Below are 15446 nucleotides of genomic sequence, written 5' to 3'. Positions count from 1 at the left end.
CCCCGTCAGCTGGGCGGAAGGCCAAGAATAAACGATCGGTAACGATGCTAGGGCTTTCGGGCGCTCCGCCGCGGGACATCGGCGACCAATGGCAGAACTCGGTATGGGACGGGTGTGTCGAGCACGATGACCGACGAGGTTCGCAGAACACCCTGAACGTCAACGATCTGGTCGATGACCCGCTGCAGGTCGGAGTTGCTCCGCGCGACGACCCTGCACAGCAGGTCGCTGCCGCCGGTGATGGTATGGACCTCCAGCACCTCGGGGATGTGCGCGAGGCGGTCGGCGACCGGATCGTGCCCGCTGACCTGTCTGATCTCCATCGTCACGAACGCGGTCACGTCGTAGCCCAGCGCGGTCGGCGACACGTCGGGCCCGAACCCGGTGATGACCCCTCTGGCGATCATGCGGTCGAGCCTCGCCTGGACCGTGCCGCGGGCGACGCCGAGCCTCCGGGAGTACTCCAGCACGCCGAGGCGCGGCTCGGTGGCGAGCAGACTGAGCAGTTTGGCGTCCAGTTCATCGATGGTCATGGACAAATTGTCCACTGTTTCAAGTGACAGTTGCGCAGACCGTCCATGCAAATCAACAGTTACCTGTATGAGCGACGTGTTTCCGGTCAAAGGCATGGATGCCGTGGTGTTCGCCGTGGGCAACGCCAAGCAGGCGGCCCACTACTACTCCACCGCTTTCGGGATGAGGCTGGTGGCCTACCGCGGCCCAGAGAACGGCAGCAGGGACGAGGTGGCCTACGTCCTGGCCTCGGGCGGGGCGCGGTTCGAGCTCCGCTCGTCGGTGCGCCCTGGCACGGACATGGCCCGCCATGTCGCCGAGCACGGCGACGGCGTGATCGACCTGGCCATCGAGGTGCCCGACGTCGAGGCGGCCTATGAGCACGCCGTCGCGCAGGGGGCCCGCGGGCTCGCCGCGCCGTACACGATGGAGGACGAGGACGGCAAGGTGGTGATCGCGGCCATCGCCACCTACGGCGAGACCAGGCACACCCTCGTCGACCGCTCCAACTACTCGGGCGTCTACCTGCCCGGCTACCGCGCGGCCGAGCCGATCACACAGCCGCCCGCCAAGCGCTTCTTCCAGGCGGTCGACCACTGCGTGGGCAACGTCGAGCTCGGCAAGATGGACGAGTGGGTGGAGTTCTACAAGCGCGTGATGGGCTTCACCAACATGGCGGAGTTCGTCGGCGACGACATCGCCACCGAGTACTCCGCGCTGATGTCGAAGGTCGTCGCGGACGGCACGCGCAAGGTGAAGTTCCCGCTCAACGAGCCGGCCATCAGCCGGAAGAAGTCGCAGATCGACGAGTACCTGGAGTTCTACGGCGGCCCGGGCGTGCAGCACATCGCCCTGGCCACCAACGACATCCTCACCACCGTCGACAACATGAGGGCGGCCGGCGTCGACTTCCTCGACACCCCCGACTCCTACTACGACGACCCCGAGCTGCGCGCCAGGATCGGCAAGGTACGGGCTCCGATCGAGGAGCTGAAGAAGCGCAAGATCCTCGTCGACCGCGACGAGGACGGTTACCTGCTGCAGATCTTCACCAAGCCCGTGCAGGACCGCCCGACGGTCTTCTTCGAGCTGATCGAGCGGCACGGCTCGCTCGGATTCGGCAAGGGCAACTTCAAGGCGCTGTTCGAGGCGATCGAGCGCGAGCAGGAGCGCCGCGGCAACCTGTAGAGGTTCGCCTGGGCTGCACGCCCACTGGCACGGGCAGACGCTGGGCAGGAAGCAGTTCGGAATGCAGGTGGTCACCGACAGGGGCCGGCCGATCACGGTCGGGCAGGCGGCGGTCAGGCAGCTGGTCGCCGCCGTCTGACCGCCCTGTGCCGCTTGAGCCTCGTTGACGATGGTTGGATCCTGTTCGACCGGCGCAAGCAGGCCCTGCGCGACAAGGCGGCCAAGACGCTTGCTGTAGATGCCTGACCAGCGACGATTGCTCGCGTAGGCTTGTTACCCATGCGTTCCGCTCTGCTCGTACTGCTCCTGGGCGCGGTCGCCTGCGCCCCCTCCAACGTGGATGCGCTTCTTTCCGCCAACGCCGACGGAGACGCGACTCCCACTGCCACCGCCCCGACTCCCGCTCCCACGCGGTCGGGCCAGGAGTGGGGCGCGCGGGGCATCGGCGACCCCGACTTCCCTCTCGACGGCAACGGCGGTTACGACGTCTCGCGCTACCTGCTGAAGATGGGTTACAACCCCGCCACCAAGACCCTGACGGGGAACGTCTCGATCGAGGCGAAGGCCACGCAGTCCCTGCGGCGCTTCAACCTCGATCTGAAGGGCTTCGACGTGGGGAAGGTGAGCGTCGCGGGCAAGCCGGCGACGTTCACGCGCAGCGGCGACGAGCTGTCGGTGACGCCGGCCGCGCCCCTGGCGAAGGGCGGCTCCTTCACCGTCACGGTCACCTACGAGGGCGTTCCCCAGCCGGTCAAGGACTCCTCCAACCTGGGCACCTACGGGTTCATCCCCACCGCCGACGGCGCCTACGTCGTCTGCCAGCCCAACGGCGCCAAGACGTGGTTCCCCTCCAACGACCATCCCGCCGACAAGGCCCGCTTCGATTTCGAGCTGACCGTGCCCGAGGGCCTGACCGCCCTGGCCAACGGAGAGCTGACCAAGAAGCCGGTCACCAGCGGGGGCAGGACCACCTTCACCTGGTCGGAACGGCATCCGATGGTGACCTACCTGGCGACGATGACGCTCGGCAAGTTCGAACTGCGTGAGGGCAGGACGGCGAAGGGCGTTCCCAACCTGGCCGCCGTCGATCCGAAGTACCGGAGCACGCTCGACAACCTCCACACCGTCACGGGCGAGATCACCGACTACTGGAGCACAGTCTTCGGCCCCTACCCCTTCTCCTCCACCGGTGGCGTGGTCGACGACTTCGCCGCGGGCTACGCGCTGGAGAACCAGACCAAGCCGATGTACGGGGGCTTCAAGCCCGACGAGAGCATCATCGCCCACGAGCTGGCCCACCAGTGGTACGGCGACAGCCTGTCCATCAGGCGGTGGGAGGACCTGTGGCTCAACGAGGGCTTCGCGACCTACGCCGAGTGGCTGTGGTCGGAGCACAAGGGCGGGGCGAGCGCGCAGAGCCTGTTCGACGACTACTACGCCAAGCCGGCCGGCAACCCGATGTGGGCCTATCCGCCGGGCGACGCGAAGCCGAACGACCTGTTCAACGACTCGGTCTACACCCGCGGCGCCATGACGCTGCACGCGCTGCGCACGGCCGTCGGAGACACCTCCTTCTTCGCGCTGCTCAAGAAGTGGGCCCAGGACCACAAGTACGGACACGTCACCACCCCCCAGTTCGTCGCGCTGGCGGAGAAGACGTCGGGCAAGCAGCTCGACCAGCTCTTCGACGCCTGGCTCTTCAAGAAGGGGAAGCCGGCCCTGTAAGGGCTCCGTTGGACGGAGTATCTCGTCCGGCATGCCACGACGCGTTCCTCGCCGAGTCGGACGAGCTGGGCACCAAGGAGATCCCGCAGGCACGTCGGCAGGTGAACCGTCTGGATCGGCCCTTCAGCCGACGAAGACCTTGTAGCCCTCGTTCCCCAGCGCGCCGAGCACCTCGTCGGAGTGCGCCTGGCCGCGCGTCTCGACCTGCAGCTTGACCTCGACCTCGTCGACGTGCAGGCGCGCGTTGACCCGCTCGTGGGCGATGTCGATCACGTTGGCGCGCAGCTCGCCGAGCGTGCCGAGCAGCCGCGCGAGCGCGCCGGGACGGTCGGACATCCTGATCCGCACGGTCAGGTAGCGCCCCGCGGCGGCCAGGCCGTGCCTGAGCACCTTCGACAGCAGCAGCGGGTCGATGTTGCCGCCCGACAGCACGGCCACCACGGGCGGCTCGAAGGCGTGCGGGTGGGCCAGCAGGGCCGCCACGCCCACCACGCCCGCGGGCTCGACCACGAGCTTGGCGCGCTCGACGCACAGGACGAGCGCCCTGGAGATCTCCTCCTCCGACACCGTCACCACGCTGTCGACCAGGTAGTGGATCATCTCGAAGGGCAGCTCGCCGGGGCGGCCCACCGCGATGCCGTCGGCCATCGTGCCCGAAGGGTCCACGACGACGGGCTCGCCCATGGCCAGTGAGGCGGGGTAGGCGGCGGCCTGCTCCGCCTGGACCCCCACGATGCGCACGCCCGGGCGCAGCGACTTGACCGCCAGCGCCACCCCTGCGGCCAGCCCTCCCCCTCCGATGCCGAGCACGATCGTGCCCGCCTCGGGGAGCTGCTCGACGATCTCGAGCCCGATCGTGCCCTGACCGGCGATGACGTCGGGGTGGTCGAACGGATGGATGAACACCGCGCCGGTCCGCTCGGCGTGCTCCTTCGCCCTCGCGAGCGCCACGTCGACGCTCTCGCCGCCGAGCACGACCTCGGCCCCGTAGGCCTGCGTCGCCTCGACCTTGGGCAGCGGCGCCGCCTCCGGCATGTAGACCGTCGCCCGCGTGCCGACCAGGCCTGAGGCCAGCGCCACGCCCTGCGCGTGGTTGCCCGCGCTGGCGGCGACCACGCCCCTCCGCCTGTCGTCGTCGGTCAGCTTGGCGATGCGGACGTAGGCGCCGCGGACCTTGAACGAGCCGGCCCGCTGGAGGTTCTCGCACTTGAGATGCACGGGGCCGCCGACGATCTCCGACAGGATCCGCGACCGCAGCACAGGGGTCGGCACGACCACCCCGGCGAGCAGCTCACGTGCGGCCACCACGTCGTCGAGGGTCACCTGCGCGAACACCATGCGGCAAGTCTCCCACCACCGCTCCACCGCCCGATCCTGGCGAGCCCGAAGGCAGGCGTCGCGGATGTCCCGCTTGACCATACTTCGTCGGCCGAAGTATGGTCCTTCCCGTGCCAAGCGATCAGTCCGCTTTGCGATCGCCCCGCACGAGGTGATCCGGATCGCAGTATGCACCCCTGACCGGAAGCGCGCTCGACCACCTCGAGCGCGGTAAGGAGTTCTCCCTCATGTTCATCCCGAAGCGGACCTCCCTCCTGGCCGTGATCGACACGGAGCCCGGCCAGTGAGGCGCGCGACGGCGTTGCTCGCCCTCGCCCTGGCGGCCGGCTGCGGCGGCACCGCCACGCAGACGGCGGCGCCCAGGCCAGAGGCCCAGGGAGTCGAGCAGCGCAAGGAGGCCGAGATGGCCACCTGCATGAAGCAGAAGGGCTTCAAGTACGTCGCGTACGTCAGCCCGCCGACCCAGCTCAGCGACCAGCGGAAGAAGGCGTTCTCCGGCGACTACGAGTCCATGAGGGCCGAGCGCGCCAAGTACGGGTTCGGGCACTTCTCGTTCTACGTCTATCCCAAGGAGTACGAGAACAACCCGATGGTCAAGCCCGACAACCCAGACATCAACCCGAACTGGGCCATTCAGAGCTCACTCTCCGCGGAGCAGCGCAAGTCCTACCAGAGCGCTTCGGAAGCCTGCTACGCGACCATCATGAAGAAGATCACAGGGAAGGAGGTGAAGTCGATGATGGACCACTTCGAACAGGCCGACAAGGCGAAGACCCAGGCGCTGGCGCGCGAGCTCGACAGCGATCCCGCGCTGGCCGAGAAGGCCAAGGCCATGGCCGACTGCCTGATGGGCAAGGGCTACAGGGTGAGCAAGTCCAACCCCACCGCGATCGCCCAGCGGGGCTCGGCCGAGATCCGCGCCCAGGTGGTCCATCTGGGCAAGACCGACGACATGGACGACAGCAAGCTCGAACCCGGCAATTTCTACGAGCCGACGCTCACGGCCGAGCAGGCCAGGCCGTACCTCACAAAGGAGATCAAGGTCGCGCTCGACGACCTCGAGTGCGGCAGGGACTTCTACGCCGCCTACCTGCCCAGGGAGCAGGAGATCCACAGGAGGATCGACCTGGAGTACGGCATGGAGGGCACATCTTGACGATACTTCGCCGAACGAAGTACGTTTTGCGCTATGTCTAAGGGATCATCCGGTTTGAGTGAGCAGACCTACTTTGTCCTCGCCGCACTCCTGGACGGCCCGCTCCACGGACACGCGATCATCAAGAAGGTCGTGGACCTCTCGCAGGGAAGGATCACCCTGGCCGTAGGCACGCTCTACGGCGCGCTCGACAGGCTGGCCGCCAACGGCGTCATCACCGTCGAGCGCGAGGAGGTCGTCAACGGCCGCAAACGGCGCTACTTCAGGATCACCGACGAGGGCAGCGGCATGGTCGAGGCGGAGGCCAGGCGCATGCAGCAGGCGGCAGCCGTGGTCACGGGCCGCCGCAGCCTGGGGGCGACGTTCGGATGACCTCTCTCGAGCGGCGCTACCGCTGGCTGCTCAGGGCCTATCCCTGCGGCTATCGGGCCGACTACGGGGACGAGCTCCTCGACGTCCTGATGGACAACGCGAAGCCGGGCCAGGCGCTGCCACCTCTTCGCGAGGCCGTCGCGCTGGTCGTCGGCGGGCTGCGCACCCGCATCATCACGGCGGCACAGGGGCCCGCCTGGGTGGACGGGTTGCACCTGGCCGTCGTGGCGCTGACTCTGGTCAACCTCGCGGTGCTCATCCCCTACGCCACGAGCGTGCCGCTGTGGCTGGGGCTGTCGGCCGTCAGCCTCCTGCTGGTCCTGCGCGGCCTGCCGCGCCTGGCCCTGCCCTTCGCCGGGCTGGTCGCCTTCAAGATCACTGGGATCACCATGGGTCAGCCGTGGCTGGACGCGACGCTGCTGCCCGTCTTCCCCGACGGGCTGTGGCGGGGGCCGGCGCTGTACGGCAACGGCGGTCCCGTGGCCCCGCTGACCGCCAACCTCCTGATCGTCCTCGGCCTGGTGCTCCTGGCCACCAGGGGTGAGCGGCCGAAGAGCCGTTCGTGGTGGTGGCTGGCCGCCGTACCGCTGGTGGCGGGCGCCGACCCCGCGGGGCTCGACATCGTCGCGGGCTCGCCCATGGCGATGACGAGAGTCTTCCTCGAGGTCGCGCTGCTGAGCGTCGCGGCCTACGCGGGCCACCTCACCGCCGATCCCCGCTGGGCGATCGCGGCGGGGGCCTACCTGCTGCCCGCCAGCGCCGTCCTCGCCGAGAACCACCAGCTCCTCCAGCGACAGGATCTCGCTCACTGGGGACTCCTGATCGTCCTCACCGCCCTCGCGGCCGCCGTGCCGTTCCGAGCCAGGCGCCGCATTCTTCTCTGATCCCCGTCAGCGCCACGAGCTCTCTTCGCCATGCCCGAAAACAAGGAGTTCTGTCGTGAAGTCCCCCCGCAAGGTGCTGATCGGCACCGTGGCCTGCGTGATCGCGACCGCGGGCGTCGGCTGGGGCGTCAGCACCCGGCTGCGCTCACCCGCCGACGAGGCGGCGCTGCGCACGCCGCCGAAAGCCTCGCTGATCACCGCCCCGGTGGAGCGCACCAAGCTGGTCAGCACGGTCGTGGTCAGCGGCACCCTGGAGTACGGCTCACCGCTGCCCGTCACGCTGGCGGGCGTGGTCGGCGGCTCCGACACCACCCAGCGCGCCACCCGTGCGCCCCGCCCCGGCAAGGTCGTGGAGGGCGGGGTCCTCATGGAGGTCAACGGCAGGCCGGTCTTCGCCATGTCGGGCAAGGTGCCCATGCACCGCACGATCGGGCCTGGCGCCAAGGGCGCGGACGTCAAGCAGTTGCAGAGGGCGTTGCGCGGTCTCGGCCACGGCGCCAGGGTGACCGGCGTGTTCGACCGGGCGACCGTGGCGGCCGTCACGAAGTTCTACGCCAGGAAGGGCTACGAGGCCCAGCAGCCCACCCTCGAGTCGCGGCAGCAGCTCGACTCGTTGCGCAAGGCCGTACAGACGGCACAGGAGACGCTGGCCACCGAACAGAAGGCCCTCGACCAGGGAGGCGACGTCCGGCCGCTGAAGCTGAAGCTCGGCAACACCAGGGCCGACCTCAAGGCCGCCCAGCGCGCCTACGACGAGGCGAAGGAGCGCAGGTACACCACCGAGGACGACGCCAAGATCGAGGCCGCGGACGTCGCGGTGCGCACGGCGGAGGAGAAGGTCCTGCAGGCCGAGAACGACCTGGCCGCCGCGGTGAGGGAGAACAACACGCCTGACACCAGCTACCCCACGACCACGACCTCGCCGTCCGCCACGCCCGCGCCCGCGCCCTCACCGAAGGCCTCCGTCGACACGACCCTGCTTGAGCTGCGCGTGTCCAACGCGCGGGCCGACCTGGAAACCGCGCGCAGGGCCTACGGGCGGATCGAGGAGGAGGCGCGGCTGGCCAGGGAGAAGCGGCTGACCGAGCTGAGCAAGACGGTGCGCGACGCCAAGGAGGCCGTGGCCACCGCCGAGCAGGCGCTGCGACAGGCCCGCGCGCTGTCGCCGGTCAAGCTGAAGGTCGCCAACGCCCGGAAGGATCTCGCCGCCGCCAGGTCGCTGATGGCGGAGTACCAGAGGACGTTCGGCACCACGATCCCGCCCGGCGAGCTGGTCTTCCTGCCCAAGCTGCCCGCCCGCCTGCACAAGGCGGGGGTCAAGGCCGGCGAGAACGTGGACAAGGCGGTCGCCACCGTCACCAGCTCGTCCTTCGTGGTCACGGGCTCGGTGGAGTCCACCGAGACCGACCTGCTGAAGGAGGGGCTCGACGCCGTCATCGAGACCTCCTCGGGCAAGACCTACCCGGCCACGCTGACCGCGTTCGGCGAGAAGGCCGCGCTGTCCACCGACGAGGCCAAGCCCGCGGAGGGCGAGGAGGGGATGAGCTCGGAGCCCGTGCTGATCAGCCCTGTGTCGGAGAAGGGGCTCAAGGGCCTGGCGGGCACGGCCGTCACCGCGAAGGTGACGGTCGGCGCGACCGACACCGAGGTGCTGGTGGTGCCCGTGGCCGCCGTCATCACCTCGGCCGACGGCAAGGCCAGGGTGCGGGTCGAGATCTCGCCCGACAGGACGAAGGACGTGGAGGTGCGCACGGGACTGACCGCCGACGGCAAGGTCGAGGTGACCGGCGACCTCAAGGAGGGCGACAGGGTGGTGGTCAGCGGTGCCTGAGCCCGTCATCGCCCTCGAGGGCCTCAGCAGGGAGTTCCCGGCCGACCCTCCGGTGCGCGCGCTGTCCGACGTCTTCCTCGAGGTGCTGCCGAAGGACTACCTCGCGATCGTCGGCCCTTCGGGATCGGGAAAGTCCACGCTGCTCAACGTGCTCGGCCTGCTCGACACGCCCACCTCGGGCAGCTACCGCATCGACGGCATCGAGACCACGACCCTGCGCGACGGCGAACGCACCAAGCTGCGCGGAAGCAGGATCGGCTTCGTCTTCCAGTCCTTCCACCTGCTCGCGCACAGGAGCGTCGCGGAGAACGTGATGCTCGCCGAGGTCTACCGGAGCAGAGGAGCTCGGGAGCGCAGGAACCGCAGGGCCAGTGCGCTCGAGGCGCTGGAGCGCGTCGGGCTCTCCCATCGGGTGGACTTCCTGCCCGACCGGCTGTCGGGCGGCGAGCGGCAGCGCGCCGCGATCGCCAGGGCGCTGGTGGGCGGCCCCTCCCTGCTCCTGTGCGACGAGCCCACCGGCAATCTCGACAGCCGCAACACCGGCGCCGTCCTCGACCTGTTCGACGAGCTGAGAGAGCAGGGGCTGACGATCGTGGTCATCACGCACGAGACCGAGGTGAGCGACCGTGCCGAGCGCAGGGTCAGGATCACCGACGGCGTCCTGGTGGAGGAGTAGTGGACCTCCGTGACCTGCTGAACGAGGCCATGGCCGGCATGCTGGCCCGCCCCGTCAGGACCGCTCTCACCACGCTGGGCACCGTGCTCGGCATCACCACGCTCGTCATCACCCTCGGCGTCGCCGCCACCGCGGGCAACCAGATCGTCGGCAGGTTCGACGAGCTGACCGCCACGACCGTCACCGTCGAGGTGGCGGAGAACGCCAAGACCCCCGTCGAGTGGGACGCCGTCGACCAGGTCACCAGGTTGCGCGGCGTCACCTCGGCCGCCGCCGTCGCGGAGACCAAGAAGAGCGCCAACCTGAGCGTGCGCTCCAACAGGATCATCGACCCCACGCGGGTCACCGACCAGACGCTGACCGTCGTGGCCACCAGCACCGGCCTGCCGGGCGCGGTCAAGGGCAGCATGATCCAGGGCCGCTACTTCGACGCCGGCCATCTCGCCAGGCAGGACAAGGTCGTGGTGGTCGGCGAGCAGGCGGCGAAGATGCTCGGCATCACCCGGCTGGACAGGGCGCCCGCCGTCTTCATCGGCAAGCACGCCTACACCGTGATCGGCGTGCTCGGCGCGATGAAGCGCGAGAAGAACCTCGGCACCGCTGTCATGGTCCCTCCCACGATCGGCAAGCGGTTCGGGATCAAGGACGTCACGAGAGTGCTGATCAACACCAGTCTGGGCGCCGCCGACCTGATCGCCAGGCAGGCGCCGACCGCGCTCAGCCCCGGCAACGAGGCCGAGCTGCAGGTCATCGCGCCCCCCAGCCCGACCAGGGCGCGTGACGCCGTGCAGAACGACGTCAACGCGCTGTTCCTCATCCTGGGGCTGGTGTCGCTCGTCGTGGGCGCCGTGGGCATCGCCAACGTCACCCTCGTCACCGTCATGGAGCGCGTCGCCGAGATCGGCCTGCGCCGCTCCCTCGGAGCCGCGCGCCGGCACATCGCCGCGCAGTTCCTGCTGGAGTCGACGCTCACAGGGCTGACCGGCGGAGTGATCGGCGCCAGCCTCGGCATCCTCGCCATCGTCGCCGTCTCGGCGGCCAAGCAGTGGACACCCGTGCTCGACCTGCGGCTGGCCCTGATCGCTCCCCTCGCGGGGGCCTTGGTCGGCCTGCTGGCCGGGCTCTACCCCGCCCTGCGCGCCGCCAGGATGGAGCCGGTCGACGCGCTCCGGTAGCCTCGGCCACACCGAGCCAGGCCCAGTGGGCTCAACTACCCGGCGCTCCAGTAGCGTTCCTCGGCCAGGACGAGAGCCGCCGCTCCGGCGAGGCCGGCGTCCTGCCCGAGCTCGGCGGGGCAGACCCTGACCCTGCGCGCGAAGTCGAGGCGCGCGTGCCCGCGCAGCGCCTCCTCCAGCGGGCCGAACAGCAGCTCGCCCGCCTGCGACAGGCCGCCGCCGATGGTGACGAGGTCGAGGTCGCACAGCGCCGTGGCGGAGGCGATCGCCACGCCGAGGGCCGTGCCCGCCCTGCGCATCGCGGCCATCGCCACCTCGTCGCCCGCCGCGGCGTCGCGGGCGAGGTCACGCGCCGTCACCTCGCGATCCTCCCTGTACGGCCCCGCGTCGTGCGCGTCGCCGTAGGTGGCGGGCTTCCAGCCCTGCGCCAGCGCCCACGCGGTGAGCCCGGGGCCACGGGCGACGGCCTCCAGGCAGCCGTGGCCGCCGCACCCGCACGGCGGGCCCTCGGGATCGACCACGACGTGCCCGATGTGCCCCGCGTTGCCGGTGCCGCCGTCGATCAGCCGGTCGCCGAGGATGAGCCCGCCACCCACACCTGTGGACACGACCATCCCCAGCATGTTCGCGCTGCCCCTGCCCGCTCCCCGCCAGTGTTCGGCCACGGCGAGGCAGACGGCGTCGTTGTGCAGGCGCACGGGCACCGAGGGGAAGCGCTCGGCGAGCCTGGCGCGCAGCGGGAACCCGCGCCAGGCCGGCATGTTGAGCGGCGACACCTCGCCCTCGGGCCAGGCCATCGGCCCTCCGCAGCCGACGCCGACGCCCTTGACCTCTGCGGAGAAGGGCTCGACGAGGCCGGCCAGCATCTCCCACAGCGTCTCAGCCCCGCCGTCCCTCGGGGTGGCCGCCCGCTCGGCCGCGACCACCTCGCCGGCTGCGGAGACGAGCCCGGCGGCGAACTTCGTCCCGCCGATGTCGATCGCGAGGATCACGAGGAGAAGACCAGGATCGAGGCGGTGAAGCCGTGCACGTGGTTGTGGCCTGCCACGGGGCCCACCTCGCCCGCCGCGAAGAAGCCCGCCATGCCGATCGAACCGAGTGTGTCGCGCAGCGCGACCGCGTCGTGGTCGGCGCTGCCGAACATCGCCGAGCCCCTGCCGTTGCAGGCGAACAGCAGGGCGCCGTCGATCCTGCCGAGCTCCTCGCGGTGCGCGTCGAGCAGGTCGTAGAGGTCCTCGTCAGCGGTCGCCGCGTCGCGCACCTGGAAGCGCACGGTCCTGCCGATGTCGACCACGTCGCCGATGGCCACCGCCTCCCGTTCGGGGTCGATCCCGATGACCCCGCGGATGAGGAAGTCGCCCCGCTCGTGGTGCTCGGCGTACTCGTCCATCGCCACGCCGATCTGCAGCCCCGCAGCGACCAGCTCGCGGTCGTCCTCGTCCAGATCGCTGACGATGTCCTCCAGCCGCGCCAGCGCGGGCTGGCCTGCCAGCTCCAGCAGCAGGTTCTCCTCCGCGCTGGTGACCACCATGGTCGGCCCGATAGGCCTGCAGCCCTGACTGACCACGGTGCTGACCTTGACCCCGCCGCCCAGCAGCACCCCGATGGCGCCCTCGGTGTAGACCTCGCCCCCTGCGAACAGCCGCACGGAACCTCTGCCCTCGAGCCCGTTGGCCAGGCCGCCGATCAGCGGAAGGTCGCCGAGCACCTCGGAGGAGCGCTCGACGAAGGCGTCGGTGGGGAAGGTGTACGGATCGGCCAGCAGGATCGCCACCTGGTCGTCGGCCTGGCGCTCGGGCAGCCCGACGACCACGAACTTGTCCTCGGCGGTCAGCGTCTCCAGCTGGAACGTGGTCAGCCGCCCGCCGTCGAGCGTCGCCGCCCAGGCGCTCACCGACGGCGTCAGCTCCACGCCCTGGCCGTCGCCGATCACGCCTGTCGCGCTGCAGCCGATCACGTGCGCCGACGAGGCGACCGCCATGGCCCGCTGTCCCGCCCTCGCCACGTCGTCGGGGTCCTCACCGCAGATGAAGAAGCAGACCAGGTCGGCGGGTCCGCTCAGTCCTGCGAGCGCCTGGCGCACGGCCGTCTCAGCGGCCGCGCCGAGGTCGGATCCCACGGCGAGGCCGTCAGCGAATCGGCTCGTCAACAGCGCCACGTGTCTCGCCTCCCTTACACGTCGGTGGTGTCCCTCGGGCGGATTCTCCCCACTGCGAGCACAAGCACGCGCCCTTATCGTCACGCATCAGTCAAATCCGAAAGACATTCCCGCATTCCCCCAAGGCGACGTAGTCTCGAACCCGTGCATCAGCCTCGTATTCTCCGTGAGCTGCGAGAGAGCGGTCACGCTCATCGCAGCGTCAAGACCGAGGTCCGCGAGAACCTGCTCGCCAGGCTCCGCGCGGGCGAGCCGCGCTTTCCCGGCATCGTGGGCTTCGACGAGACCGTCCTGCCCCACCTCGAGCGCGCCCTGCTGGCCGGCCACGACCTGGTCCTGCTGGGCGAACGCGGCCAGGGCAAGACCCGGCTCATCCGTACGGTCACCGGCCTGCTCGACGAGTGGACCCCCGTGGTCGAGGGATGCGAGATCAACGACCATCCCTACGCTCCGGTCTGCGCCCGTTGCAGGCGCCTGGCCGACGAGCTGGGAGAGTCCCTGCCCGTGGCGTGGAAGCACCGCGACGAGCGCTACGGCGAGAAGCTCGCCACGCCCGACACCTCCGTCGGCGACCTCATCGGCGACGTCGACCCCATCAAGATCGCCGAGGGGCGCACGCTCGGCGACCCCGAGACCGTCCACTACGGCCTCGTCCCGCGCACCAACCGCGGCGTCTTCTCCGTCAACGAGCTGCCCGACCTGGCCGAACGCATCCAGGTCTCGCTGCTCAACGTGCTGGAGGAGCGCGACATCCAGGTGCGCGGCTACAACCTGCGCCTGCCGCTCGACATCCTGCTCATCGCCAGCGCGAACCCCGAGGACTACACCAACCGCGGCCGCATCATCACCCCGCTGAAGGACCGCTTCGGCGCCGAGATCCGCACCCACTACCCGCTGACCATCGAGGACGAGCTCACGCTCATCCGCCAGGAGTCGACGCCGGGCATCGGCGCGGACGTGCCCGAGCACCTGATCGAGGTCATCGCCCGCTTCACCCGCCTGGTGCGCGAGTCGACCGCCGTCGACGCCCGTTCGGGCGTGTCGGCGCGCTTCTCCATCGCCGCCTCCGAGACCGCCGCGGCCTCGGCCGTACGGCGGGCCGCCATCACCGGCGAGGAGCGGGCCGTGACCCGCGTCTGCGACCTGGCCACGGTCGTGCCCAGCCTGCGCGGCAAGGTGGAGTTCGAGGTCAGCGAGGAGGGTCGGGAGACCGAGATCCTGGCCCACCTGCTGCGCCGCGCCACCGCGGAGACCTTCCGCGGCAGGCTCGGCGGCATGGACCTCACGCCGCTGCTCGACAAGTTCGCGGCGGGCACCCAGGTGGAGTCCGGCGAACTGGTCCCCGCCGGTGAGCTGCTGCGCCGCATCGGCCCCGTCGAGGGGCTGGCGAAGGTGATGTCCAAGCTCGGCATGGGCACCGGCGAGGAGTCACCCGGCCACGCGGCGGCCGCGCTGGAGTTCGCGCTCGAGGGGCTCTATCTCATGCGCCGGCTGTCGAAGGACGACGTCGACGGAGTCGCCACCTATCGGACGTAAACATTCGCGCGATCTCCCGCGTCCTACTCGGTGACACCTAAATCCCGGGGGAGATCATGCGTCTGCTCGCACTGACCGCCAGCGCCTGTCTTTGTGCCGCCCTCAGCGCCACCGGCGCCGCCTCGGCCGCCGCCGTCCCTGCCGGCGCGCCCGGCACCGTGCCTGCCGCGGCGCCTGCCACCGTGCCTGCCACCGTGCCTGCCGACGTGCCAGCCGCCGCAGGCGCGTCCGCCGCCGCCAAGGTGGCGTACGGCTTCGCCTGGTCCGACGGCAAGGGCGTCCTGCGCGTCACGCCCGCCAAGGCGACGCTCGTCAAGGAGCACGGCATCCTGCGCTACAAGCTCAAGGCCGTCGCCGGCGCCAAGGAGGTCAGGCTCAACTACACCAAGTCCGCCTACAGCCGCGTCACGGTCGCCTGCGACCTGGTGGAGACCGAGGGCCGCGTGGCGCTCGACGCCAAGGGCCTGGGCAGGACGAAGTGCACGCCTGCCGACCTCGCCTTCACGCTGCAGCGCGGGCCCGCGCCCTTCAAGGTCGAGTACTCAGGCGCCAAGGCCGTCAAGGTCAGCGAGTTCCTGACCGACTGGGGCAACCCCAGAAGCGCGTTCGGCACCATCAAGCGGGTCAACGACACCACGGTCTCCTTCAAGGGGATCAAGCTGGGCTACACCCACGCCACCGGCTTCTACCGGGTCACCGCGAAGTGCTCCAGCGGCTGGCTGACCGGCAAGCCGGTCAACGCCTCCCGCGACGGCCTCGGGCAGAAGCCCTGCACGGCCGCCGACTTCACCAAGGTGCTGAAGGCGCAGAAGCATCCCGTGCTGGTCAAGGCCGACTACAACCCGCTCAGCGGCGAGCTGATCGAGGTGTGGGAGGTCTACGGCGACGCATAAG

The 15446-nt window shown here is 69.9% G+C and carries 15 protein-coding genes; 11 read left to right on the top strand and 4 right to left on the bottom strand.

The features are described from left to right. Positions 1-47: 47 nt before the first annotated feature. Positions 48-533, bottom strand: coding sequence for an Lrp/AsnC family transcriptional regulator (locus ABFX55_RS41420; protein WP_346128891.1), 486 nt, complete (start codon positions 531-533; stop codon positions 48-50). A gap of 67 nt (positions 534-600) precedes the next feature. Here ABFX55_RS41420 and hppD point away from each other — a divergent pair, with 67 nt between their 5' ends. From hppD to ABFX55_RS41410, 3 genes are all read left to right on the top strand, one after another. Next, on the top strand, positions 601-1701 hold the full coding sequence (gene hppD, locus ABFX55_RS41415) for a 4-hydroxyphenylpyruvate dioxygenase (RefSeq protein WP_346128890.1): 1101 nt from the start codon (positions 601-603) through the stop codon (positions 1699-1701). A gap of 13 nt (positions 1702-1714) precedes the next feature. Next, complete coding sequence (locus tag ABFX55_RS50075) at positions 1715-1840, top strand: RDD family protein (RefSeq protein WP_379479069.1); 126 nt, start codon at positions 1715-1717, stop codon at positions 1838-1840. A 140-nt stretch (positions 1841-1980) separates the two neighbouring features. Beyond that, positions 1981-3426 (top strand): M1 family metallopeptidase, encoded by a 1446-nt coding sequence (locus ABFX55_RS41410; RefSeq protein WP_346128889.1) that lies wholly within the window; start codon positions 1981-1983, stop codon positions 3424-3426. Positions 3427-3549: 123 nt separating this feature from the next. On the opposite strand, the gene ilvA is transcribed toward ABFX55_RS41410, so the two are convergent. Beyond that, positions 3550-4764, bottom strand: coding sequence for a threonine ammonia-lyase (gene ilvA / locus ABFX55_RS41405; RefSeq protein ID WP_183655254.1), 1215 nt, complete (start codon positions 4762-4764; stop codon positions 3550-3552). 283 nt (positions 4765-5047) lie between these two features. Here ilvA and ABFX55_RS41400 point away from each other — a divergent pair, with 283 nt between their 5' ends. The 6 genes from ABFX55_RS41400 to ABFX55_RS41375 are packed head-to-tail and all read left to right on the top strand — an operon-like array spanning position 5048 to position 10858. Next, positions 5048-5920, top strand: a complete 873-nt coding sequence (locus tag ABFX55_RS41400; RefSeq protein WP_346128887.1) for a hypothetical protein — start codon at positions 5048-5050, stop codon at positions 5918-5920. 54 nt (positions 5921-5974) lie between these two features. Then, positions 5975-6292 carry a PadR family transcriptional regulator gene (locus tag ABFX55_RS41395; RefSeq protein WP_246452242.1) on the top strand — a complete coding sequence of 106 codons (318 nt, stop codon included), beginning with the start codon at positions 5975-5977 and terminating at the stop codon, positions 6290-6292. Then, the gene (locus ABFX55_RS41390) at positions 6289-7176 is read left to right on the top strand and encodes a hypothetical protein (protein ID WP_346128885.1); all 888 of its coding nucleotides are present in this window, start codon (positions 6289-6291) and stop codon (positions 7174-7176) included. Before ABFX55_RS41395 ends, ABFX55_RS41390 begins: the two co-directional genes overlap by 4 nt. A gap of 55 nt (positions 7177-7231) precedes the next feature. Continuing rightward, positions 7232-9007 carry a peptidoglycan-binding protein gene (locus ABFX55_RS41385; RefSeq protein WP_346128883.1) on the top strand — a complete coding sequence of 592 codons (1776 nt, stop codon included), beginning with the start codon at positions 7232-7234 and terminating at the stop codon, positions 9005-9007. Further along, positions 9000-9683 (top strand): ABC transporter ATP-binding protein, encoded by a 684-nt coding sequence (locus ABFX55_RS41380; protein WP_346128881.1) that lies wholly within the window; start codon positions 9000-9002, stop codon positions 9681-9683. Before ABFX55_RS41385 ends, ABFX55_RS41380 begins: the two co-directional genes overlap by 8 nt. Continuing rightward, entirely contained in the window at positions 9683-10858 is a 1176-nt protein-coding gene (locus ABFX55_RS41375) for an ABC transporter permease (RefSeq protein WP_346128879.1), read from the top strand. Before ABFX55_RS41380 ends, ABFX55_RS41375 begins: the two co-directional genes overlap by 1 nt. A gap of 35 nt (positions 10859-10893) precedes the next feature. Here ABFX55_RS41375 and ABFX55_RS41370 read toward each other — a convergent pair whose 3' ends face one another. Together ABFX55_RS41370 and ABFX55_RS41365 are read right to left on the bottom strand one after the other, a co-directional pair. Then, a complete protein-coding gene (locus ABFX55_RS41370) occupies positions 10894-11850 on the bottom strand; it encodes an ROK family protein (protein ID WP_346128877.1) in 957 nt (318 codons plus the stop codon). Continuing rightward, entirely contained in the window at positions 11847-13007 is a 1161-nt protein-coding gene (locus ABFX55_RS41365) for an FIST signal transduction protein (RefSeq protein ID WP_183660400.1), read from the bottom strand. The genes ABFX55_RS41370 and ABFX55_RS41365 overlap by 4 nt, the downstream gene beginning before the upstream one ends. Positions 13008-13160: 153 nt before the next feature. Between ABFX55_RS41365 and ABFX55_RS41360 the strand changes: the two genes are divergently transcribed. After that, a complete protein-coding gene (locus ABFX55_RS41360; RefSeq protein ID WP_346128875.1) occupies positions 13161-14552 on the top strand; it encodes a sigma 54-interacting transcriptional regulator in 1392 nt (463 codons plus the stop codon). A 56-nt stretch (positions 14553-14608) separates the two neighbouring features. Next, a complete protein-coding gene (locus ABFX55_RS41355; RefSeq protein WP_346128874.1) occupies positions 14609-15445 on the top strand; it encodes a hypothetical protein in 837 nt (278 codons plus the stop codon). Position 15446 lies beyond the last annotated feature (1 nt).

It is taken from the genome of Nonomuraea roseola (assembly GCF_039535395.1).
GTDB lineage: Bacteria > Actinomycetota > Actinomycetes > Streptosporangiales > Streptosporangiaceae > Nonomuraea > Nonomuraea roseola.
Note: the sequence above shows the minus strand (reverse complement) of the source record. Positions and strands in the feature narration are given on the sequence as shown.